The organism is Marihabitans asiaticum (genome assembly GCF_007828725.1).
Taxonomy (GTDB): domain Bacteria; phylum Actinomycetota; class Actinomycetes; order Actinomycetales; family Dermatophilaceae; genus Marihabitans; species Marihabitans asiaticum.
This window is the reverse complement of record NZ_VIUW01000002.1, coordinates 722,743-743,155: the sequence shown is the minus strand read 5'-3', so window position 1 is coordinate 743,155 and position 20,413 is coordinate 722,743. Positions and strand designations below refer to the sequence as shown.

Annotated in this window: 17 protein-coding genes and 1 riboswitch; of the genes, 12 read left to right on the top strand and 5 right to left on the bottom strand. The window is 71.9% G+C overall.

The features are described 5' to 3' along the window. Positions 1-63: 63 nt before the first annotated feature. Positions 64-837 carry a siderophore-interacting protein gene (locus FB557_RS08095; protein ID WP_144854526.1) on the top strand — a complete coding sequence of 258 codons (774 nt, stop codon included), beginning with the start codon at positions 64-66 and terminating at the stop codon, positions 835-837. 37 nt (positions 838-874) lie between these two features. Here the strand turns inward: FB557_RS08095 and FB557_RS08090 are convergent, their stop codons facing one another. Continuing rightward, positions 875-1,855 (bottom strand): GTP pyrophosphokinase, encoded by a 981-nt coding sequence (locus tag FB557_RS08090; protein WP_281290049.1) that lies wholly within the window; start codon positions 1,853-1,855, stop codon positions 875-877. A 271-nt stretch (positions 1,856-2,126) separates the two neighbouring features. Between FB557_RS08090 and lhgO the strand changes: the two genes are divergently transcribed. The 5 genes from lhgO to FB557_RS08065 all read left to right on the top strand — a co-directional run bounded on the left by lhgO (position 2,127) and on the right by FB557_RS08065 (position 8,821). Then, the gene (gene lhgO / locus FB557_RS08085) at positions 2,127-3,323 is read left to right on the top strand and encodes an L-2-hydroxyglutarate oxidase (RefSeq protein ID WP_144857075.1); all 1,197 of its coding nucleotides are present in this window, start codon (positions 2,127-2,129) and stop codon (positions 3,321-3,323) included. 12 nt (positions 3,324-3,335) lie between these two features. Continuing rightward, positions 3,336-4,706 carry an FAD-binding oxidoreductase gene (locus tag FB557_RS08080; protein ID WP_144857074.1) on the top strand — a complete coding sequence of 457 codons (1,371 nt, stop codon included), beginning with the start codon at positions 3,336-3,338 and terminating at the stop codon, positions 4,704-4,706. A gap of 49 nt (positions 4,707-4,755) precedes the next feature. Further along, positions 4,756-5,208: a hypothetical protein gene (locus tag FB557_RS08075; RefSeq protein ID WP_144857073.1), complete on the top strand. Its 453-nt coding sequence runs from the start codon at positions 4,756-4,758 to the stop codon at positions 5,206-5,208. A gap of 125 nt (positions 5,209-5,333) precedes the next feature. Then, complete coding sequence (locus FB557_RS08070) at positions 5,334-6,770, top strand: MoxR family ATPase (protein WP_144857072.1); 1,437 nt, start codon at positions 5,334-5,336, stop codon at positions 6,768-6,770. A gap of 20 nt (positions 6,771-6,790) precedes the next feature. Further along, on the top strand, positions 6,791-8,821 hold the full coding sequence (locus FB557_RS08065) for a vWA domain-containing protein (RefSeq protein ID WP_144857071.1): 2,031 nt from the start codon (positions 6,791-6,793) through the stop codon (positions 8,819-8,821). Positions 8,822-8,971: 150 nt separating this feature from the next. On the opposite strand, the gene FB557_RS08060 is transcribed toward FB557_RS08065, so the two are convergent. Then, on the bottom strand, positions 8,972-9,988 hold the full coding sequence (locus FB557_RS08060; RefSeq protein WP_170236239.1) for a C40 family peptidase: 1,017 nt from the start codon (positions 9,986-9,988) through the stop codon (positions 8,972-8,974). Further along, positions 9,986-10,144, bottom strand: a riboswitch (cyclic di-AMP (ydaO/yuaA leader). (Overlaps the previous gene by 3 nt.) Positions 10,145-10,391: 247 nt before the next feature. Between FB557_RS08060 and FB557_RS08055 the strand changes: the two genes are divergently transcribed. After that, the gene (locus FB557_RS08055) at positions 10,392-11,810 is read left to right on the top strand and encodes an aspartate aminotransferase family protein (protein WP_144857069.1); all 1,419 of its coding nucleotides are present in this window, start codon (positions 10,392-10,394) and stop codon (positions 11,808-11,810) included. A 160-nt stretch (positions 11,811-11,970) separates the two neighbouring features. Beyond that, positions 11,971-13,806 (top strand): AMP-dependent synthetase/ligase, encoded by a 1,836-nt coding sequence (locus tag FB557_RS08050; RefSeq protein ID WP_144857068.1) that lies wholly within the window; start codon positions 11,971-11,973, stop codon positions 13,804-13,806. 11 nt (positions 13,807-13,817) lie between these two features. Here FB557_RS08050 and FB557_RS08045 read toward each other — a convergent pair whose 3' ends face one another. Beyond that, a complete protein-coding gene (locus FB557_RS08045; protein ID WP_170236238.1) occupies positions 13,818-14,867 on the bottom strand; it encodes an FAD-dependent monooxygenase in 1,050 nt (349 codons plus the stop codon). A 45-nt stretch (positions 14,868-14,912) separates the two neighbouring features. On the opposite strand from FB557_RS08045, the gene FB557_RS08040 reads away from it, so the two are divergent. Further along, positions 14,913-15,233: a putative quinol monooxygenase gene (locus FB557_RS08040; protein ID WP_144857066.1), complete on the top strand. Its 321-nt coding sequence runs from the start codon at positions 14,913-14,915 to the stop codon at positions 15,231-15,233. A 2-nt stretch (positions 15,234-15,235) separates the two neighbouring features. Here the strand turns inward: FB557_RS08040 and FB557_RS08035 are convergent, their stop codons facing one another. Beyond that, positions 15,236-15,544 carry a thiamine-binding protein gene (locus FB557_RS08035; RefSeq protein ID WP_144857065.1) on the bottom strand — a complete coding sequence of 103 codons (309 nt, stop codon included), beginning with the start codon at positions 15,542-15,544 and terminating at the stop codon, positions 15,236-15,238. 290 nt (positions 15,545-15,834) lie between these two features. Between FB557_RS08035 and FB557_RS08030 the strand changes: the two genes are divergently transcribed. From FB557_RS08030 to FB557_RS08020, 3 genes are all read left to right on the top strand, one after another. Further along, positions 15,835-16,641, top strand: a complete 807-nt coding sequence (locus tag FB557_RS08030; protein ID WP_144857064.1) for an SDR family NAD(P)-dependent oxidoreductase — start codon at positions 15,835-15,837, stop codon at positions 16,639-16,641. A gap of 13 nt (positions 16,642-16,654) precedes the next feature. Beyond that, positions 16,655-17,326 carry an alanyl-tRNA editing protein gene (locus tag FB557_RS08025; protein ID WP_170236237.1) on the top strand — a complete coding sequence of 224 codons (672 nt, stop codon included), beginning with the start codon at positions 16,655-16,657 and terminating at the stop codon, positions 17,324-17,326. 271 nt (positions 17,327-17,597) lie between these two features. After that, the gene (locus FB557_RS08020; RefSeq protein ID WP_144857062.1) at positions 17,598-18,929 is read left to right on the top strand and encodes a polysaccharide deacetylase family protein; all 1,332 of its coding nucleotides are present in this window, start codon (positions 17,598-17,600) and stop codon (positions 18,927-18,929) included. Between the two features lie 8 nt (positions 18,930-18,937). Here FB557_RS08020 and FB557_RS08015 read toward each other — a convergent pair whose 3' ends face one another. Continuing rightward, positions 18,938-20,398, bottom strand: a complete 1,461-nt coding sequence (locus FB557_RS08015) for a protein adenylyltransferase SelO (protein ID WP_144857061.1) — start codon at positions 20,396-20,398, stop codon at positions 18,938-18,940. Positions 20,399-20,413: the final 15 nt, after the last annotated feature.

Here is a 20,413-nt window from a genome sequence, read left to right as displayed (position 1 = left end):
TACGGGGGCGAGGCGTCAGGGGGCCGGTGGCATCCCGACCGCAGATTAGGTATACCTAATCTCATGCCTGAGCGTCCTCGCCCCCCTCTGCGTACCGCCACTGTCGACCGCACCGAACGCATCGGTCGCGACCTCGTCCGGGTCGTGCTCACCGGCGAGGCTCTCGCCGACCTGCCCGAACTGGCCTTCACCGACCACTACGTCAAGCTCCTCTTCGGCGAGGTGACCCGCACCTACACCATCCGCAGCTTCGACCGCGTGACCCAGGAGATGGCGATCGACTTTGTCGTGCACGGCGACGCCGGCCTGGCGGGTCCGTGGGCGGCGCGAGCACAGCCGGGGGAGGAGATCAGCTTCCGCGGGCCCGGCGGCGCCTGGGCGCCGGACCCGAGCGCCGACGTGCACCTGCTCGCCGGTGACGAGAGCGCCGTCCCGGCGATCGCCGCGGCGATGGAGCAGCTGCCCGTCGGCGCGCGGGCCGAGGTCGTGATCGAGGTCGCCGACGCGGGGGGCGAGCTCGACCTGCCCGGCTGCCCGGGCGCTCGCATCACCTGGGTGCGCCGCGACGAGACCGGTCTGGGCTACGGGCATGCGCTCGCGGCGGCGGTCCGCGACCTGGAGTGGCCGAGGGGCCGGGTCGCGGCCTTCGCGCACGGCAACGCCGACATGGTCAAGGATCTGCGCCGCTACCTCTTCGTCGAGCGCGGCCTGCCCCGTGACCAGGTGTCGATCTCGGGGTACTGGCGCACCGGCCAGGACGAGGGCGCGTGGCAGGCCGGCAAGCGCGACTTCGTTGCCGCGATGGACGCCGAGGAGGCCGCGCTGGCGAAGGGGTGAGCCTAGGGGCAGCAGCGCCGACGGGTGAGCGCGGTGCTCAGGAGCCGGCGAGCTTATCCAGCCGGGTCTGCATCGCCTCGCGGCGGTGGGCGTTGCCGTGCAGGTCGACGTAGCGCTGCCCGTAGTGCTCGAGCAGGTCGTCGTCGAGCCGGCGCACCGCGCCGGGCGGGTAGCGGTAGTCCATCCGGGCGGTCACGTCGTCGCTGTCGACCTGCTGCAGCAGCTCGCTCAGCTCGTCGAGGGAGGTGATGCCCAGCTCGAGCAGCAGCCCGCTGATCCAGGCGTACCGGTCGGTGCGTGACCACCCGGCGGTGGAGTAGCGGCCGGCGAGGAAGGCGGTCAGCTCCGGCGCCCCGATCCGTGGGTCGTCACCGCCGACCTCCGGCGACTGCGTGCTCAGGTCGACCTGCAGCCGGTCGCGGATCGCGGAGAACTCGTTGTCCGCCAGCTCGATCAGCCCCGCGGCGAGGGTGAAGCGCCGGTCGAGGTCGGTGACCAGCTGGTCGGGCACCGTGCCCTTGTAGCGGATGTCGTGCTCGAACTCGGCCCAGGCGTGCTGCAGCACCGTGCGTAGCTGCACCGACGCGCATCGCATCCGGTCGTAGGTCACCTCCGAACCGGTGTCGAAGGAGACGAGCAGGTGCCGGCTGGAGTACCCGAAGCGTCCCTCGCCCGCCGTCTCCTGGCCGAGGTCACGGTCGTCGAGGACGACCAGCTGGTCGGCGAGCAGCTCGGCGACGGCCGTGACGTCGCTCGCGACATAGGTGATGACCCGCACCCCCACCTGATCGGTGATCTCGGTGAGCGGGTCGGCGAAGGCCGCCCGTCCCTCGACCTGCCGCCGAGCCTTCCCGGCGAAGGAGGACACCCCCTTCGCCCGTCCGGTGACGCTGAGGTAGTTGATGCCGGCCTCGTCGAGCATGGCCTCGATCGCCGCCACCCGCTCCTGGGTCACGGCCTCGAGCTCGCCGTGGGTGCGCGCGTACTCGTCGACGGCGCGGTGGGTGCTGCTGGGCATGACCGAAGCGTCCCACGCCCGTCCCACCTCGCGCTCACCGATCGGGGGTGATGCGCTGGTTTTCCCCGATCCGCGCGATGAGCCCCGCAGCAGTCGGATGACGATCTCGGCCTGCCGCCGCGACATCACCGGCAGATGAGCGCGCTGAGCGGTCGCCCAGAGCTGACGGTAGAGATGAGCCGCATGCCGCACGACCGAGGGCTCACACGTGACCCACAGGAGCGATGCACTCGGTGATGGCCCTCGCCGGTCCTCTGCGACGATCGAACGCATGGCGGAGCGAGTGATTGGCATCATCGGCGGCGGCCTCATCGGCCTCGCGGTGGGCCGAGAGCTGGCGCGACGCCGCCCCGACCAGGTGGTGGTCCTCGAGAAGGAAGACCGCCCCGCCGCCCACCAGAGCGGCCACAACTCCGGCGTCGTGCACGCGGGGATCTACTACCGGCCGGGCAGCCTCAAGGCGCAGCTGTGCGCCCGAGGGCGGTCGCTGCTGGGTGAGTACTGCGCGGAGCGCGGCATCGACTACCGGGCCTGCGGCAAGGTCGTCGTCGCGATCGAGGAGTCCGAGATGGGCCGGCTCGACGCGCTGGAGGCGACCGCGCAGGCTAACGGCGTGCCCGGCCTGACCCGCCTTGATGGCGCGGGGATCCGCGAGGTCGAGCCGCACGCCCGGGGCCTGGCGGCCCTGCACTCCCCGCAGACCGCGATCGTCGACTACGTCGCGGTGGCTCGGGCGCTCGCCGAGGACATCCGGGGCGAAGGGGGCGAGCTTCGCCTCTCGTGCCCGGTCACGTCGATCCGGCGGGTGGGCTCCCGGATCGAGCTGGCGGTGTCCGGGCGCGAGCCGGTGCTCGTCGACGAGCTGGTGGTCTGTGCCGGTCTGCAGTCCGACACGCTGTCGGCTCAGATCGACGGACAGGTGGGGCCGCGGATCATCCCCTTCCGTGGGGAGTACCTCGACGTCGCGCCGGCGAAGGCAGACCTGGTCCGCGGGATGGTCTACCCCGTGCCCGACCCGCGCTACCCCTTCCTCGGGGTGCACCTCACCCGGCGGGTCACCGGCGGCCTCGAGATCGGGCCGAACGCCGTCCTTGCGCTGAGCCGAGAGGGATACACCTGGGGTGACGTCAGCGGCGCCGATCTCGCGGCGACGGCGTCCTGGCCGGGCTTCTGGCGGCTCGCGGCACGGCACTGGCGTACCGGCCTGACCGAGGTCGTCGGGTCGCTGTCGACCCGGGCCTACCTGCGCCAGGCGCAGCGCTACGTCCCAGAGATCGACATCGACGACGTCTCGCCGGGGCTGAGCGGGGTGCGGGCGCAGGCGGTCGAGCGGGACGGCAGCCTGGTCGACGACTTCGTCATCACCTCGAGCGAGGGGGTGACCTGCCTGCGCAACGCCCCGTCGCCGGCGGCCACGTCGAGCCTCGCGATCGCCGAGCATGTCGTGGACCGGATGGCGAAGGGGTGAGAGGTTGACCTGGTGAGCCAGACGATCGACCTCTCCCCGCTCCTGGCCGAGCTCGACCCTGACCAGGTGGTCATTGATCCCGACCGGGTCCAGGGCTATCGGTGGGACCGGGCAGAGGACCCGGCCGCGGGCACGCCGGCGGTGGTCGTGCGCGCCGGGTCCACCGCCGACGTGCAGGTAGCGATGCGCTTCGCCGCGGCGCACCGGATGCCGGTCGTGCCCCGCGGTGCCGGGTCCGGGCTCTCCGGTGGGGCCAGCGCGGTGGAGGGGTGCATGGTGATCTCGACCGAGCGCATGCGTGAGCTCGCGATCGACCCCTCCACGCGGACGGCGGTCGTCGGCCCGGGGTTGATGAACGCCGAGGTCAAGGCCGCCGCGTCCGAGCACGGGCTGTGGTACCCGCCGGACCCGTCGAGCTACGAGTTCTGCAGCATCGGGGGCAACATCGCGACCAACGCCGGCGGGCTGTGCTGCGTGAAGTACGGGGTGACCACCGACTACGTCCTCGGCCTGACCGTCGTCCTCGCCGACGGCAGCGTCGTGCGCCTCGGCGGGCCCCGGGTCAAGGACGTCGCCGGCCTGCCGCTGACCAAGCTCTTCGTCGGCAGCGAGGGGACGCTCGGCATCGTCACCGAGATCGTGCTCCGCCTGCTGCCGAAGCAGCGTCGGGCGGCCACGCTCGTCGCTACTTTCGCCGACCTCGACGCGGCCATCGGGACCGTGCTCGACATCACCGCACGGATGCGGCCATCGATGCTCGAGCTCATGGACGCCACGACCATCGGGGCCGTCGAGGACGACCTGAGGATGGGCCTGGACCGCGAGGCAGCCGCGATGCTCGTCATCCAGTCCGACGAGCCGGCGGGCACCGCCGCCGAGGAGATCGAGCAGATCGGCGCGTTATGCGAGTCGCGCGGCGCGAGCGAGGTGGTGAGCACCGACGACCCGGACGAGGGCGCGATGTTCGTCACCGCCCGCCGCGCGGCGCTGGTCTCGCTGGAGAAGCAGGGTCGACTGCTGCTCGAGGATGTCGGCGTGCCGCTGCCCCGGCTGGGTGACCTCCTCGCCGGGATCGCCGACATCGCTGCCGCCCGTGACGTGACGATCGCCGTCGTCGCGCACGCCGGCGACGGCAACACCCACCCGACTCTTGTCCTCGACCCGAGCGACCCGGCGATGGCCGAGCGAGCGCAGCAGGCGTACGGGGAAATCATCGAGCTCACCCTCTCGCTCGGCGGGACGATCAGCGGCGAGCACGGGATAGGACGGCTCAAGCGCCCCTGGCTGGCCGACCAGCTCGGCGAGGACGTCATGGCGCTGAATCGGAAGATCAAGGAGGCGCTCGACCCCTTCGGCATCCTCAACCCGGGCGCCGGCATCTGAGCAAGCCCGCCGGGCGACCAGCTCGGCGACCCGATCGGAAGGAGCCGCGATGGTGAGGCTGCTGGTGACCTTCTTGGTCGTGCTGATCACGCTCAGCGGATGTGCCTCCGTCGGAGGGCCGGAGAAGCAGGTCGACGAGCGTGGGATGCGCACCGACCTCGATCCGCTGACCTCCCGGTTCCCGGCGATCGGCGAGCCGGTCTCGGCCAGCTGGATGTCCGGGACGCTCGGTGACCGCGATGCCCCTGGCCCGTCGTCGTACTGGATCGACGGCGTCGTCACCCTGGCACCGGACACCGCCGAGCGACTCCGTGCCGAGCACGCGCCCGCTCCGGGGGGTGACGGGCCCGACCTGGTCGAGGAGGTCGCGCGCCTCGTCCCCGACGCAGAGCTCACCCGGTCCGATGCGCTCGACGCCGCCGTCAGCCACGACGGCTGGGCGGTCCGAGCCTGGCTCGTGACCGGCGAGGACGTCCTCGTCCTGGAGGCGAAGGGGGAGTAGGGCTAGGTCCGGAGTGCCCGCTCGTACCGCTGGGCGGTGGTGTGCAGGCAGGTGCGCTCCGGATGGTGGGCGTGCAGGTACCTGCCGTGGCAGGTGCGCACAGGATGGTGGCGTAGCGTCGCTCCATGGCGCACGACCCGGTCGACAGCCCCCACCCCTTCGCCGAGCAGGCCACCACGGCTCCGACGGCCCGCACCGTCGGCGAGCTGCGCAGCAGCGGACACGAGCTGCGCTCCCTTCGCCAGGAGTTGCGCGACAACCTCCTCGCCGCCCTGCGCGAGGGCCGCGACCCCTGGCCCGGGATGCACGGCCTGCAGGCCACCGTCATTCCGCAGTTGGAGCGGGCGATCCTCGCCGGCCATGACATCGTCCTGCTCGGCGAGCGAGGCCAGGGCAAGACCCGCCTGCTGCGCAGCCTCGTCGGGCTGCTCGACGAGTGGAGCCCGGTCCTCGACGGCTCGGAGCTGGGCGAGCACCCGTACCAGCCGATCACCGTCGAGTCCCGCCGCCGCGCCGACGAGCTCGGCGAGGACCTGCCCGTCACCTGGCGGCACCGCGACGAGCGCTACGCCGAGAAGCTCGCCACCCCCGACACCTCCGTCGGCGACCTCATCGGCGACGTCGACCCGATGCGGGTGGCCGAAGGGAGACGCCTAGGCGACCCGGAGACCATCCACTTCGGGCTCATCCCGCGCAGCCACCGCGGCATCGTCGCGGTCAACGAGCTGCCCGACCTCGCCGAGCGGATCCAGGTGGCGATGCTCAACGTCATGGAGGAGCGCGACATCCAGATCCGCGGCTACGTGCTGCGGCTGCCGCTCGACGTGCTCGTCGTCGCGTCGGCCAACCCCGAGGACTACACCAACCGGGGTCGGATCATCACCCCGCTCAAGGACCGCTTCGGCGCCGAGATCCGCACCCACTACCCGGTCGAGCTGATCGACGAGATGGCCGTGATCCGGCAGGAGGCCGATCTGGTCGCCGAGGTCCCCGACGTGCTCGTAGAGATCCTCGCCCGCTTCACCCGAGGGCTGCGCGAGTCCAGCTCGGTCGACCAGCGCTCGGGGGTCTCGGCCCGCTTCTCCATCGCCGGGGCCGAGACCGTCGCCGCCTCGGCGCTGCACCGGGCCACGGTCCGCGGCGAGGAGGACCCGGTGGCCCGGCTGGTCGACATCGACACCGCCGTCGACGTGCTCGGCGGCAAGGTCGAGCTCGAGGCCGGTGAGGAGGGCCGCGGCGAGGAGATCCTCACCCATCTGCTGCGCCTCGCGACCGTCGAGGCGGTGCGCGAGCACCTGCGCGGAGTCGACCTCGCGCCGCTGGTCACCGCTCTCGAGGAGGGCGCCTCGGTCGCCACCGGCGAGCGGGTCACCGCCGCCGAGATGCTTCAGGCCCTGCCAGACCTCGGTGATGACGGCGCGCTCTACGACCGGCTCGCCGCCGCCCTGGATGCCGAGTCGCCCGGCGCACGCGCCGGCGCGGTCGAGCTCGCGCTCGAGGGGCTCTTCCTCGCCCGCAAGGTCGGCAAGGAGAGCTCGGCCGGCGCGACGGTGTACGGCTGAGGCGAAGGGGGGATCACCACGTGCCCCGACACGACTCACGGTACGGCCGCTACCGCGGCGGCCCGGACCCCCTCGCGCCCCCGGTCGACCTGAGCGAGGCGCTCGCGGCAATCGGTGAGGACGTCATGGCCGGGTACTCCCCGGAGCGAGCGATGGCCGAGTACCTGCGCCAAGGCGGACAGGACCGGCGCGGGCTCGACGACCTGGCCGCCCGGGTCGCGCGGCGCCGCCGCGAGCTGCTTGAGGAGAACGACCTCGGCGGCACCCTCACCGAGATCGCCGAGCTGCTCGAGCGGGCGGTGCTCGCCGAGCGTGGCCAGCTCGCCCGCGACGTGGACATGGATGACACCGACCGCGCCTTCGCCCAGATGCGGCTCGACGGGCTGCCGGACAGCCCGGCGGCCGCGGTGAGCGAGCTCGCCGACTACGACTGGCGCAGCAGCGAGGCGCGGGCGTCCTACGAGCAGATCAAGGACCTGCTCGGCCGCGAGCTGCTCGACCAGCGCTTCGCCGGGATGAAGCAGGCCCTCGAGTCGGCAACCGACGCCGACCGGGAGCGCGTGCAGGAGATGCTCGACGACCTCACCGAGCTGTTGGACAAGCATGCCCGGGGCGAGGACACCGACGCGGACTTCGCCGACTTCATGGACCGGCACGGCGACTTCTTCCCCGAGGACCCGAGCAGTGTCGACGAGCTGATCGACGCCCTCGCCGACCGCTCCGCAGCCGCCGCCCGGATGCTCGCGTCGATGACTCCGGAGCAGCGCCAGGAGCTGATGGAGCTCAGCGCGCAGGCCTTCGGCTCTCCCGAGCTGGCGCAGACCCTCGACCGGCTCGACGGGTCGCTGCGCTCCCTTCGCCCCGACCTTGACTGGTCCGGCTCGGAGCGCTTCTCCGGCGAGCAGGGTCTGGGGCTTGGCGACGGGACCGGCGCGCTGCAGGACCTCGCCGACCTCGACGCCCTCGCCGAGCAGCTGGCGCAGGCCCACCAGGGCGCCCGTCTGGACGACGTCGACCTCGACGCGCTGCGCCGCCAGCTCGGCGACGAAGCCGTCGTCGACGCGCAGACGCTCGCCGACCTGGAGAAGGCGCTGCGCGAGAGCGGGTACCTGCACCGCGGCTCCGACGGCGACCTGCGCCTCTCGCCGCGGGCGATGCGCCTGCTCGGCCAGTCGTTGCTGCGCGACGCCACCTCCCGGCTGTCCGCGCGCGCCGGGCAGCACGACTCCCGGCACACCGGCGCCGCGGGGGAGTCGACCGGGGGCACCCGCGAGTGGCAGTTCGGCGACACCGAGCCGTGGGACGTGCCGCGGACGGTAACCAATGCCGTGCTCCGCACGGTGGGCGAAGGGGGTGACCCGGCCTCCTCCCTTCGCCTGGACGTCCGGGACGTGGAGGTCACCGAGACCGAGGCCCGGAACCGGTCGGCCGTCGCGCTGCTCGTCGACACGTCCTTCTCGATGGCGATGGACGGCCGGTGGGTGCCGATGAAGCGCACCGCGCTCGCGCTGCACCAGCTCGTCACGACCCGGTTCCGCGGCGACGACCTCGCGCTGATCTCCTTCGGCCGGTATGCCCGGACCATGGCGATCGAGGAGCTGACCGGCCTCGAGGCGTACTACGACAAGGGCACCAACCTCCACCACGGTCTGCTGCTGGCCAACCGGTTCTTCCGCCGGCACCCGGCCGCCCAGCCGGTGCTCCTCGTCGTCACCGACGGTGAGCCGACCGCGCACCTCATGCAGGACGGGCAGTCCTTCTTCGACTACCCGCCGCACCCGCTCACCCTGGCGCACACGGTGAGCGAGCTCGACACGGCCCGGCGGCTCGGGGCGCGGGCGACGTTCTTCCGGCTGGGCGAGGACCCGGGTCTGGCCCGCTTCGTCGACTCGATGGCCCGGCGGGTCGACGGCACCGTGGTCGCGCCCGAGCTGGACGACCTGGGTGCCGCTGTCGTCGGCTCCTACCTCGGGTCGCGCACCGGCTTCGGCTCGGGCATGCACCTGGGCGACTACTTCGGCGGCGGCCGGGGCTTCTGGTTCGGCGACTAGGCACCCCACCCCCGTCTCGCACCTGCCAAGGCAGGTGCCCAGGACCGGTACCTGCCTTGGCAGGTGCGAAGGGGGGAGGAGGACGGCGAAGGCCCCGGACCGTGGTGGTCCGGGGCCTTCGGGTGCTCGCGTCAGGCGAGGGGGGCTCGCTCAGAAGCGGCCGTAGCTCACGTTCGACGTCCAGATCGAGCGGTGGGTGATCTGGCGCTTGGAGCTGCTGGCGTCGACGATCTGGCCACCGCCGGCGTAGATGCCGACGTGGTAGGCCGGGTAGCCGAAGAACACCAGGTCGCCCGGGGCCGGGTTGGACACCTTGGTCGCCGCGCGACGCTGCGCCTCCGCGGTGCGCGGCAGGGAGGTGCCGTGCTGACGGTAGACGTAGGAGGTGAAGCCCGAGCAGTCGAAGCCGGCGCGCGAGGTGCCACCCCAGACGTACGGGATCCCCTGGAGGCTCTTCGCGGTGCTCACCAGAGCGGAGGTAGAGGTACGGCTGGCCGAGCGCGACGCCCGCGGGGCCGACGTGCTGCTGCTGGACGAGCTGCTGCCCGACAGGCCCATGCGCGAGGCGGTGCTGGGGCCGACGACGCCGTCGACGGCGAGCCCGTTGCGGCGCTGGAAGGCCATGACCTTCGAGCGAGTGCCCGGCCCGAAGACGCCGTCGACGCTCGCGCCGACCTTGCGCTGGATGTTCCGCACGACGGCGCCACGGTGACCGATCCGCACCGTCCCGCTGAAGCTGGACGAGCGGCTGCTGGTCGAGCCGCTGCTGGAGGAGCCGCGACCGGAGAGGCCCATGCGCGAGGCGGTCTTGGGACCGACGACGCCGTCGACGGCGAGCCCGTTGCGGCGCTGGAAGGCCATGACCTTCGAGCGGGTGTTGGGCCCGAAGACGCCGTCGACGCTCGCGCCGACCTTGCGCTGGATGTTCTTGACGACGCTGCCGCGGTGACCGATCCGGACGATGCCGGAGAAGACCGCCGGAGCGGCGGGGGCGAGCGCGGTCGCGGTGGCCGGGGCGGCGACGGCCGCCGTCGCCGGGGCGGCGTGGGCGGTCGAGGAGATGAGGGGGAAGGCCAGGCCGACGGCCGCGGTCGCACCGAGGGTGGCGGTGCGGCGGGCGGACGTGGACTGCTGGTGGGCACGGTGGCGCCCGGCATAGAAGGTCATCGATGTCTCCAGCGCCTGCGAGGTGAGCTGTCGGGTTGGGGTGGAGCACCCCGCCCGCCGCTCAAGAGCGGCCGGCTTCACCCCAAGACCAGGCGAGCTGGTCACGAACGTGGGTTCCCCGCTCCTGCCGCAGTGATACAGGGGCGTCGTCGAGGCGGCAGGACTCGGCTCCCCGGCGACGGCCACGATGATTCGTGACAGTCGCACCATAACGAGATCACGGACAGGTCACAAGCCGCTGACCTGGACCTGTGTGCCTCCTTAGTCCGGGGCCGAGGAGTCTTGAGGGGAAACGCTCGGGCCTCGTGGTGGCTCAGGTCACCTCTCATCAGCCATGATGGGCGGACCCGCGGGGCTGCGGAAACGTCGACCGACTCGGCCCCCTTCGTCAGGAGGCGATCACATGACCGACGGAACCTCGACCCGGGCCTGGCCGGCACCGGACCCGGCCACCCGGCGCAGGGTCCCGTCCAGCTCCACTCCCCTGGATCCGAGCAAGGTCGCGTCCCTGCTCGAGCAGGAGTGGGAGCGGTTCACCAAGGACACCCCCGAGTCCGGGGAGCACAACGCCCGCGCCAGCAAGTCCCTCCCGCTCGGTGTCACCTCGTCGTTCCAGCACTGGGACCCGTACCCGATCTCGATCGAGCGGGCCCGCGGCGCCTACCTCTACGACGTCGACGGCCGGCGCGTCCTCGACATGTCGATGGGCTTCGGGGCGATGCTCGTCGGCCACCTCAACCCCACCGTCGTCGAGCGCGTCCAGCACGCCCTCGAGGAGGTCGGCACCCTCTTCGTCACCCCGTCACCCACGGCCACCCGGGTCGCCGAGCGCTACCAGGAGCGGTTCGGGCTGGACATGCTGCGCTTCACCCAGTCGGGCACCGAGTCCACGATGTATGCGATCCGCACCGCTCGCGCCTACACCCGGCGCAAGGCGATCATCAAGATCGAGGGCGGCTACCACGGCGGCTACGACGGCCTGTGCGTCTCGGTCAAGCCCGACCTGGCCGACATCGGTCCCGCCGAGGCACCGGTCCCGCAGGTCCCCTTCGATGTCGAGGCGGGCACGGTGCACGTCGTCCCCTACAACGACCTGCCGTACCTGGAGCAGATGCTTGCCGAGCACGGCGACGAGGTCGCCGCGGTCGTCATGGAGCCGGTCGTGGAGAACCTCGCGATCGTCCTGCCCGACGAGGGCTACCTCGCCGGGGTGCGGGCGGCCTGCGACAAGGCCGGCTCGCTGCTGATCTTCGACGAGGTCAAGACCGGCCTGACCGCCGGCCACGGCGGCGCCGCCCAGCGCATGGGCGTCAAGCCGGACCTCATCACCCTGGCGAAGTCGATCGGTGGCGGCCTCCCGCTCGCGGCCTTCGGCGGCACCGCCGAGGTCATGCAGTGCGTCGTCGACGGACGGATGGACCACTTCGGCACGTACAACGGCAATCCGCTGGTCATGGCGGCGGCCGAGGCGGTCGACGAGCTGTGCACCGAGGAGGCCCTGGCCGGGGCCGAGGCGATCAACACCGCCTCGCTGGACAAGATCGACGGGATCATCGACCGCTTCGAGCTGCCCGCGCACACCGTCGGCATGGGCGTCAAGGGGTGCACGACCTGGGCGACCGCTCCGGTGCGCACCTACCGCGACTACAAGGCCACCGACTTCGCCGCCGCCGAGCTGTCCTGGCTCTGGGGAGTCAACCGGGGCGTTCTCACCCCTCCCGGCCTGGACGAGCAGTGGCTGGTCTCCCTGGCGCACACCCAGGAGGACATGGACTCCCTCGTCGGCCACTTCGAGGAGCTGGCGCAGGCGTTGCGCTCGTAAGGACCGAGGTGAGGGCGAAGGGGGGGGCGGGCTCGGCCCCCCTTCGCCCCCGGTCCCTGACGGACCTCCCGGACCAGCACGCCGCGCGCTGCGTGCGACAATATTTCTACACCGGTAGAAGTTGCGCCTGAGCAATCACAGCTCTCCAGGAGGTCAAGTCGTGACCACGCAGATCGCTGACGGAGGTCCGCTGGCCCTCGAGCCGGCCGACCTTCTCCCCCTTCGCCCGTGGCGGATCGCCGTGCAGGATCCGCAGCACCACTCCTTCAGCCGACCCGAGGGCGAGGGGTGGCAGCCGATCACCGCGCGAGACCACCTGAGCCACCTCGTCGACACCGCGAAGGGGCTCATCGCCTCCGGTGTCGCGGCCGGCGACCGGGTGGCCCTGCTCAGCGACACCCGCTACGAGTGGCTCCTCCTGGACGAGTCGATCTGGTCGGCCGGTGCCGCCACGGTGCCGATCTACCCGTCCTCGTCGGCGTTGCAGGTGGAGTGGATCCTGCAGGACTCCGGCGCCAGGGTCGTCATCGTCGAGACCCCGGCGCAGGCCGAGCTGGTGGCGGGGCTCGACCTCGAGGTCGACGTGCTCGTCCTCGACGACGGGGCGGTCGCCGAGCTGCGCGGGCGCGGCCGCGACCTCGACCCCGCCGATGTCGAGAGCCGCCGGGACGAGGTCGACCTCGACACGCTCGCCTCGATCGTCTACACCTCCGGCACGACCGGGCGGCCCAAGGGCGTCGTGGTCACCCACCGGCACCTCGCAGCCGAGGTGCGCGCGCTGCTCGACCACCCGATCGGGGAGGCGGCCGGACCGGGCAAGCGGTTGCTGATGTTCCTCCCGATGGCGCACGTCCTCGCTCGGGCGGTGACCTACACGGCTGCCCAGGGCGGGGCCACGGTCGGGTTCTGGTCCGACTTCGGGTCGATCACCGATCGGCTCGGGTCGTTCTCGCCGCACCTGGTGCTCGGGGTGCCCCGCGTCTTCGAGAAGGTCCACGACGGCATCCGCAAGAAGGCGGTGCACGACGGCGGGCCGGTGATCGGCGAGGTCTTCCGCCGCGGCGAGCGGGTGGCGATCGCCTGGAGCGAGGCGAAGGGGGGTGACGGGCTCGGTGACGCGACGGAGCCGTCGCTGCGGCTGCGGGCCGAGCACGCCCTCTTCGACCGGTTGCTCTTCGCCCGGGTCCGCGCTGCCCTGGGCGGTGAGTGTCTCTACGCGATCAGTGGTGGTGGGGCGCTCGGCGAGCGGCTGGCGCACTTCTTCCGCGGGGTCGGGGTCCCGGTGTACGAGGGCTACGGCCTGACCGAGACCTGCGCGGCGATCACGGTCAACGGCCCGGGTTGCCAGCGGGTCGGCACCGTCGGGCGTCCGATCGCCGGTGCGCAGGTGCGGATCGCCGAGGGCGGGGAGGTCGAGCTGCGCGGCGAGGTCGTGCTCGACGAGTACTGGGGCAACCCGGAGGCGACCGAGCAGGCCCTGGCCGACGGCTGGTTCCGCACCGGCGACCTGGGGTCGCTCGACGATGACGGCTACCTGCGGATCACCGGGCGAGCCAAGGAGATCATCGTCACCGCCGGCGGTAAGAACGTCGTCCCCGGACCGCTCGAGGACGCCCTGCGCTCCCACGCGCTCATCGCCAACGCGATGGTCGTCGGCGAGGGGCAGCCGTACATCGGGGCGCTGCTCACCCTCGACGAGCCGGCGGTGCGGCACTGGGCCCAGGCGAAGGGGTTGGTGCCGGAGGCCGGCGGTGAGCTGGGGGAGCGTGAGCTGGCCGAGCTGTGCCGCGGCGAGGAGCTGCGAGCCGAGGTCCAGCAGGCGGTGGACGAGGCCAACGCCCAGGTGTCGCGGGCAGAGGGGATCCGCCGCTACCGGCTGCTGACCGAGGACTTCACCGAGGAGCGCGACGAGCTCACCGCGACGCACAAGCTGCGGCGGCACTCGATCGAGCGCACCCGGGCCGACGCGATCGAGCGGCTGTACCGGTCGCGCTGACCTGCTCGGGGTCAGCGTGTGCCGGTCACCCGACCTGCGCCGCTGAGCACGGCCTCACGGGCGGGGGTGAGCCGCCGGCTCGTCGCGCCGCGCATGATCGCGGCCGCGCCGATGCGCATCGCCTGGGTCGGGGCGAGCCGGCGCAGCTGCCAGCGGAGCAGCTCCTCGTCCCGAAGCGCCTCGGCGAGGGTGACCGCGTCGATGATCGCCTCGCAGGCGCCCCGGCCCAGGTTGGGCAGCATCGCGTGCCCGGCGTCGCCGATGACGACGTAGCGGCCGCGGACGTACCGGCGCAGCGGGGGAGCCGACCACAGGCGGGTGGCGACGACCCCGCGCGGAGCCTTCTCGGCCACCTCGCCGAGCCGCTCACGCAGGTGGGGGGCGGCGGTGGCAGGCAGCGCGGTGAGCGCGTCGCGCGCGACCTCGGTGGCGTCGAGCGGCTCGGGACCGATGGCGCTGGGGTGACCGGAGAACCAGTACGTCCCCCCGGCCGCCGGGACGATGCCGAAGAGGAAGCCCGGCCCCCAGTACTCGCCGTCCTGACCCTTCGGCGGCTCGCCTGGTGCCATGCCCCGCAGGGTGACGAAGGGCGAGGACCTCCGCCTGGCGGTACCTCCCGCGACGAGCGGTCGGACCCGGCTGCGCACGCCGTCGGCGCCGATGACGACGTCCTCGGTGAGGGTGGTCGGGTCGCCCACCTCGGCGCGGACGTGCTGCACCTGGCTCGGGACGTGCTCGCGGATCACGGCGAGCAGTCGTCCCCGCGGCACCAGCGTCATCCCCGGCGAGGGCAGGGTGAGCATCGTCGTCCCGGTGATGTCCCGCAGCGCACCGGTGGGATGCGGGTGGCCGGCCGATTCCACCCCTTCGCGCGCCCCGATCCGCTCCAGCGCGCGCAGCGCTGCGGGCCACACGGCGAAGGCTCCGCCGTAGACCGCCCGCTCTGGTGCCGCCTCGTACACCGTGACGGCGAATCGCTCGGGGTCGAGCGCGGCGGCGAGGGTCATGCCGGCGACCCCACCTCCGACGATCGCGACGGTGCGGGGTGGGCACTCAGCCATGCCCCCATCATCCTCCGCGGCCGTCATGCTTGGCAGAGTGGGGGCATGATCCTCATCAACGTGAAGTTCCCGGTGAAGCCCGAGCACGCCGACGACTGGCCGCAGATCGCGCGCGAGTTCACCGAGGCCACCCGTGCCGAGCCGGGCAACAAGTGGTTCCAGTGGTCGCGCAGCGTCGAGGACCCGACCGAGTACGTGCTCATCGAGGCCTTCGAGGACGACGCCGCGGAGGCGCACGTCAGCTCGGAGCACTTCGCGCGGATGCAGCGGGAGTTCCCGCAGTACCTCGCCGCGACCCCGCAGATCGTCTCGCAGCAGGTCGACGGCGACGGATGGGGGCCGATGGGCGAGCTCGAGGTCGACTGATCTCAGCCGTCGTCGGCCAGGTGCCGCTCGACGCGCTCGACCTTCGTGGTGAGCATGCCGGTGTGGCCCTCACGGATGTCGGCCTTGATGACGAGCGAGACCCGGGGGCTGCGGGCCTGGACCGCCTCGGTGGCCTGTCGGACCACCTCGAAGCACTCGGCCCACTCGCCCTCGATGGTGGTGAACATCGACTCCAGCCGGTAGGGCAGGCCTGACGCCCGGACGACCCGGATCGCCTCGGCGACGGCCTCGCTGACCGAGCCGTCGGGGTCGTCTGTGGTGGCCGGGGCGACGGAGAACGCGAGCAGCATGCCCTCACCGTAACCACCGCAGATCCCCGGGGAACCTCAGACGAACGGTCGCCCGGACTCGGCCCACCCCTTCGCAGATCCCCGGGGAACCTCAGACGAACGGTCGCCTCGACTCGGCCCACCCCTTCGCAGATCCCCGGGGAACCTCAGACGAACGGTCTCCCGGACTCGGCCGACCCCTTCGCAGATCCCCGGGGAACCTCAGACGAACGGTCGCCTCGGGAGAAGCCGCCGCTGCCAGACCGGTGGGCAGGACTACCGTGGGCGTCAAGGCGAGGGAAGGAGAGGGCATGCGGATCGAGGGCAAGGTCTTCGTGGTCACCGGGGGTGGCAACGGCATCGGCCGCGAGGTGGTCGCGGCACTCCTCGCGAAGGGGGGACGGGTCGCCGCGGTCGACATCAACGGCCTGGCGGAGACGGCCCGCCTGACGGCGGTCGGCGACCGCCTGAGCACGCACCGCTGCGACATCACCGACATCGAGGCCGTGCGCGCTCTGGCTGGGGCGGTCGAGGCGTCACACGGGCACGTCGACGGGCTGCTCAACGTCGCCGGCATCATCCAGCCGTTCGTCCCGCTGGCCGAGCTTGAGCGCTCGACTATGGAGCAGGTCATGGCGGTGAACTTCTGGGGCGTGGTCAACACGTGCACCACCTTCTTGCCGCTGCTGAGCGCGCGGCCCGAGGCGAGCGTCGTGAACGTCTCGAGCATGGGCGGCTTCACGCCGGTGCCGGGGCAGACCGTCTACGGCGCGAGCAAGGCCGCGGTCAAGCTGCTCACCGAGGGGCTGTACGCCGAGATGCGCGGTACGAACGTCGCGGTCACCGTGGTCTTCCCCGGCGGCGTCGCCACCGACATCACGACCAACTCCGGCGTCGACCTGCCCGGTCGCCCTGCGGGCCCGGAGGCTGAAGCGCCTCCGACGTCGATGACCACGGCCGCCGACGCCGCCGCGCAGATCATCGCAGCGGTCGAGGACGGCACCTACCGGGTCGTCATCGGCAAGGACGCTAGGGCGCTGGATGTCATGTCCCGCCTCACGCCGCGCCGGGCCACCGACCTCGTCGCGAAGAAGATGGCCTCGTTGCTCGATCGGTGATCTCATGGCGATCATGGAGCAGCGCCGTCGCTACTGGGAGGACACCTACCTCACCGAGGTCGACACCGAGGTGGTCGCCGCCAGGGAGGATCCCGGGCCCGCGCTGGCGGTGCGGGACGGGATCGTCCACCCGAAGGGGGGAGGTCAGCCCGACGACGTCGTGCGCGTCGACGGTCGGCTGGCCACGGTCAGCAAGGACGAGGCGGGCATCGTCTGGCTTGCACCGGAGGACGACGAGGCCCGCGCCGAGGTCGGTGGGTCGGTGCACGTCGCGATCGACCTGCAGGTGCGGCGTCAGCACGCAGCGCTGCACTCGGCCGGTCACCTGCTCGACGCCTGCGTGCTGCCGCTCGGCTTCACCAACATCGGGCTAAGCCATACTCCTGGTCAGGCCTTCCTGCTCTACGACGTCGACGGCGGGACCCTGCCGACCGACGAGGAGAGCAAGGCCGCGCTCGTCGAGGAGGTCCTCGACCGGGCCCGCCGCCTTGTGGCGGCTGACCTCCCCTACTCGGCCGAGGTGGATGGCGAAGGGGTTCGGCGGGTAACCATCGAGGGAGTCCAGACCGACCCCTGCGGCGGGACGCACGTGCGCAGCACCGCCGACCTGGCCGGGCTGGCCATCACCCGGGTGCGCACCAAGAAGGGCCAGCTCAAGCTCAGCTACACCGCGGAGCACGCCTGACCTTCGGCTGACGTCCGGGTCCGGGTTGACCGTTCGTCTGAGGTTCCCCGGGGATCTGCGAAGGGGTGGGTCGAGTTGGGGTTGACCGTTCGTCTGAGGTTCCCCGGGGATCTGCGAAGTCGCCGCGCCGACCCTCGCGCCCCCGGCCCGCCGCTGACCGACTCCCGGATGATCACGGATTTGCTCACCGCGGGGCCTGTCGGCTGGCGCACGAAGCGCGAGCGCTCGATAGTGGCAGGTGTAGTAGCGAGCGGCGTTCAGGGGGCACGTGATGGCGCAGAAGGGGTCGGGTCGTAGGGGCGGTGGTCTGAGAGCGACCGCTGCCGCCGCGCTGGTAGCGCTCGCCTGCGGTGCAGCGGGCGGGTGGGTGATCCTCGGCGGGCTCGACCAGGACGAGCCCGTGACCTCCGAGCGGCGATCCCAGGACGGCGCGGGCGAGGACGGCGGCGCCCCGGCGACCTCACCGAGCATCGAGGAACGCGAGAGCGACGCCATTGCGACCGCCCGGCTCGCGGCTGCCCAGTACGACTACGCCGGTGCGATCGAGCAGCTCGAGCAGCTGCGCTCGCCGAAGGCCCATCGGACCCTGGCTCGGGTCCGGGCCAAGAGCGCGAAGGCGCGGGCGTGGAAGGACAACGCGCAGATCTCGCACCTTTTCTACCACTCGCTCGTCATCGACCCCGAGCGTGCCTTCACCGGTCCGATGGCGCAGGGGTACCGCGACTACATGGTGACCAAGACCGAGCTGGAGGCCCAGCTGGAGCAGATGCACGAGCGGGGCTACGTGCTCGTCCACCCGCAGCAGGTCGCCGCCGAGGACGCCGACGGCACGATGGCCTACACCACGATCACGCTGCCGCCGGGCAAGAAGCCGTTCGTGCTGTCCATCGACGACGTGAGCTACTACGAGTACATGGACGGAGCCGGCTTCGCCACCGATCTGTTCGTCGACAAGGACGGCCGGGTGCGCAACCACTACACCGACGCGAAGGGGAAGACCCACGTCGGCGCGTACGACGTCTCGACCGTCGTCGACGACTTCGTGGAGGAGAACCCCGACTTCAGCTATCAGGGCGCCAAGGGCACGATCGCCCTCACCGGCTACAACGGCGTGCTCGGCTACCGCAGCTCGGTGCGGGAGTACGGCGACACCCCCGAGACCCGCGCCGCGATCAAGGAGGCGAGGACGACCGCGACCGCCATGAAGAAGGCCGGGTGGAAGTTCGCCTCGCACACGTGGGGGCACCTGAACGCCACCGAGCGCCCCGTCGGAGTGCTGCAGGCCGACAACGAGCGCTGGCAGCAGGAGATCGCACCGATCACCGGCAAGACCGACATGCTCATCTTCGCCTTCGGGGCCGACATCGGCGGCGCGTCACCGTACTCGCCGGGCAACCCGAAGTTCGACTACTTCCGCCGCAACGGATTCCGGTACTTCTTCCCTATCGACACCTCGACGCCGCACTGGACCCAGCTCGAGCCGAGCTTCTACCGCCAGGCCCGGATCAACATCGACGGCATCACGCTCAAGCGGTCCAGGGAGTCCGAGACGGTGCTCCACGAGTTCTTCGACCCGGTCAGCACGATCGACCCCGCGCGCTGACCCTGGGGTCAGGTCCCGCAGAAGGTGACGTAGCCGCTGGTGAACCCCGGGTCGGCCGGCTCGGCGTAGCGCTCGCCCCCAGGCACGGGGGCGAAGGGGGAGCGCAACCGCTCCAGGAGGTCGGCGAAGGGGGTGAGCTCGCCTGCGTGGGCGGCGGCGAGGGCTTCTTCGACGAGGTGGTTGCGGGGGATGTAGAGCGGGTTGACCCGGTCCATCCGCTGCGCTGCCGCCTGCGGGTCGCCCACCCGCGCCGACCACCGACCGCTCCAGTCGGTCAGTGTCTGGTCGCCGGCGAGCCGGTCCAAGACGGGGGTCTCCTCGCCCCGGAGCCGGGCCGCGAGGTCCCGGAAGAGGCCAGGAAGGTCCAGGCCACCTCCCTTCGCGATCTCGAGGAGGTCCTCCGCGAGGGCGCGGTCATCCTCCCGCTCACCGATCAGCCCGAGCTTGGCGCGGAACCGATCCAGCCACGCCCGCTCGTAGGCGGGGGCAAAGGCTTCGACCCGCGCCTGGGCGTCGGCGACCACCGCATCGGTGCTCGCGCCGTCCTCACCGACCGCGAGCGGGAGGAGGGTCTCGGCGAGGCGGGTCAGGTTCCACTGCGCCATCGCCGGCTGCGCGGAGTACCGGTAGCGCCCGGTGTGGTCGATGCTGCTGAAGTGGGTCTCGGGGGCGTAGGCGTCGAGGAAGGCGCACGGGCCGTAGTCGATGGTCTCGCCGGAGAGGGTCATGTTGTCGCTGTTCATCACCCCGTGGATGAAGCCGACCGACATCCATGACGCCACGAGCTCGGCCTGCCGCTGGACGATCGCAGACAGCAACGCCATCGGGTCGCGCTCAGGCAGGCTGGGGTAGTGACGGGCGCGGACGTACTCGACGACCGCCTCCAGGTGCTCGCGGCCGCCACGGGTCGCGACGAGCACGAGACTCCCAACCCGCAGGTGCGAGGACGCGACCCGGGTAAGCACCGCTCCGGGTAGCGGACGCTCGCGCAGCACGGCTTCGCCCGTGCCGACCGCTGCCAGCGCGCGAGTGGTCGGGATGCCCACGGCGTGCATGAACTCCCCGACGAGGTACTCGCGCAGCACCGGCCCGACGACCGCCCGGCCGTCGCCGCCCCGGGAGAACGGCGTGCGCCCTGACCCCTTGAGCGCGATGTCGCGACGGTGTCCGTGCTCGTCGACCACCTCCCCGAGCAGGTGCGCCCGGCCGTCACCGAGGAACGGGCTGAGCTGACCGAACTGGTGGCCGGCGTAGGCCTGGGCGATCGGCTCCGAGCCGGGGGCGATCTGGTTGCCCGCGAGCACCGCGACGCCGTCGGGGGCGCGCAGCGCCTGCGGGTCCAGCCCGAGGTCGAGGGCGAGCGGTTCGTTGAGGGCGAGGAGGGTGGGGTCAGCCACCGGCACCGGGTCGACCCGCACACCGAGCCAGGGCAGGTCGCGGGCGAATGTGTTGTCGAATCCCCACTCCATGACTCTCACCCTCGC

Coding starts and splice junctions, on each gene's coding strand:
- lhgO (WP_144857075.1), top strand. CDS start 2,127: ATGGCGGAGCGAGTGATTGGCATCATCGGCGGCGGCCTCATCGGCCTC.
- FB557_RS08030 (WP_144857064.1), top strand. CDS start 15,835: ATGCGGATCGAGGGCAAGGTCTTCGTGGTCACCGGGGGTGGCAACGGC.
- FB557_RS08035 (WP_144857065.1), bottom strand. CDS start 15,544: ATGCTGCTCGCGTTCTCCGTCGCCCCGGCCACCACAGACGACCCCGAC.
- FB557_RS08070 (WP_144857072.1), top strand. CDS start 5,334: ATGGCGCACGACCCGGTCGACAGCCCCCACCCCTTCGCCGAGCAGGCC.
- FB557_RS08020 (WP_144857062.1), top strand. CDS start 17,598: ATGGCGCAGAAGGGGTCGGGTCGTAGGGGCGGTGGTCTGAGAGCGACC.
- FB557_RS08015 (WP_144857061.1), bottom strand. CDS start 20,398: ATGGAGTGGGGATTCGACAACACATTCGCCCGCGACCTGCCCTGGCTC.
- FB557_RS08045 (WP_170236238.1), bottom strand. CDS start 14,867: ATGGCTGAGTGCCCACCCCGCACCGTCGCGATCGTCGGAGGTGGGGTC.
- FB557_RS08095 (WP_144854526.1), top strand. CDS start 64: ATGCCTGAGCGTCCTCGCCCCCCTCTGCGTACCGCCACTGTCGACCGC.
- FB557_RS08055 (WP_144857069.1), top strand. CDS start 10,392: ATGACCGACGGAACCTCGACCCGGGCCTGGCCGGCACCGGACCCGGCC.
- FB557_RS08090 (WP_281290049.1), bottom strand. CDS start 1,855: ATGCCCAGCAGCACCCACCGCGCCGTCGACGAGTACGCGCGCACCCAC.
- FB557_RS08025 (WP_170236237.1), top strand. CDS start 16,655: ATGGAGCAGCGCCGTCGCTACTGGGAGGACACCTACCTCACCGAGGTC.
- FB557_RS08040 (WP_144857066.1), top strand. CDS start 14,913: ATGATCCTCATCAACGTGAAGTTCCCGGTGAAGCCCGAGCACGCCGAC.
- FB557_RS08060 (WP_170236239.1), bottom strand. CDS start 9,988: ATGACCTTCTATGCCGGGCGCCACCGTGCCCACCAGCAGTCCACGTCC.
- FB557_RS08075 (WP_144857073.1), top strand. CDS start 4,756: ATGGTGAGGCTGCTGGTGACCTTCTTGGTCGTGCTGATCACGCTCAGC.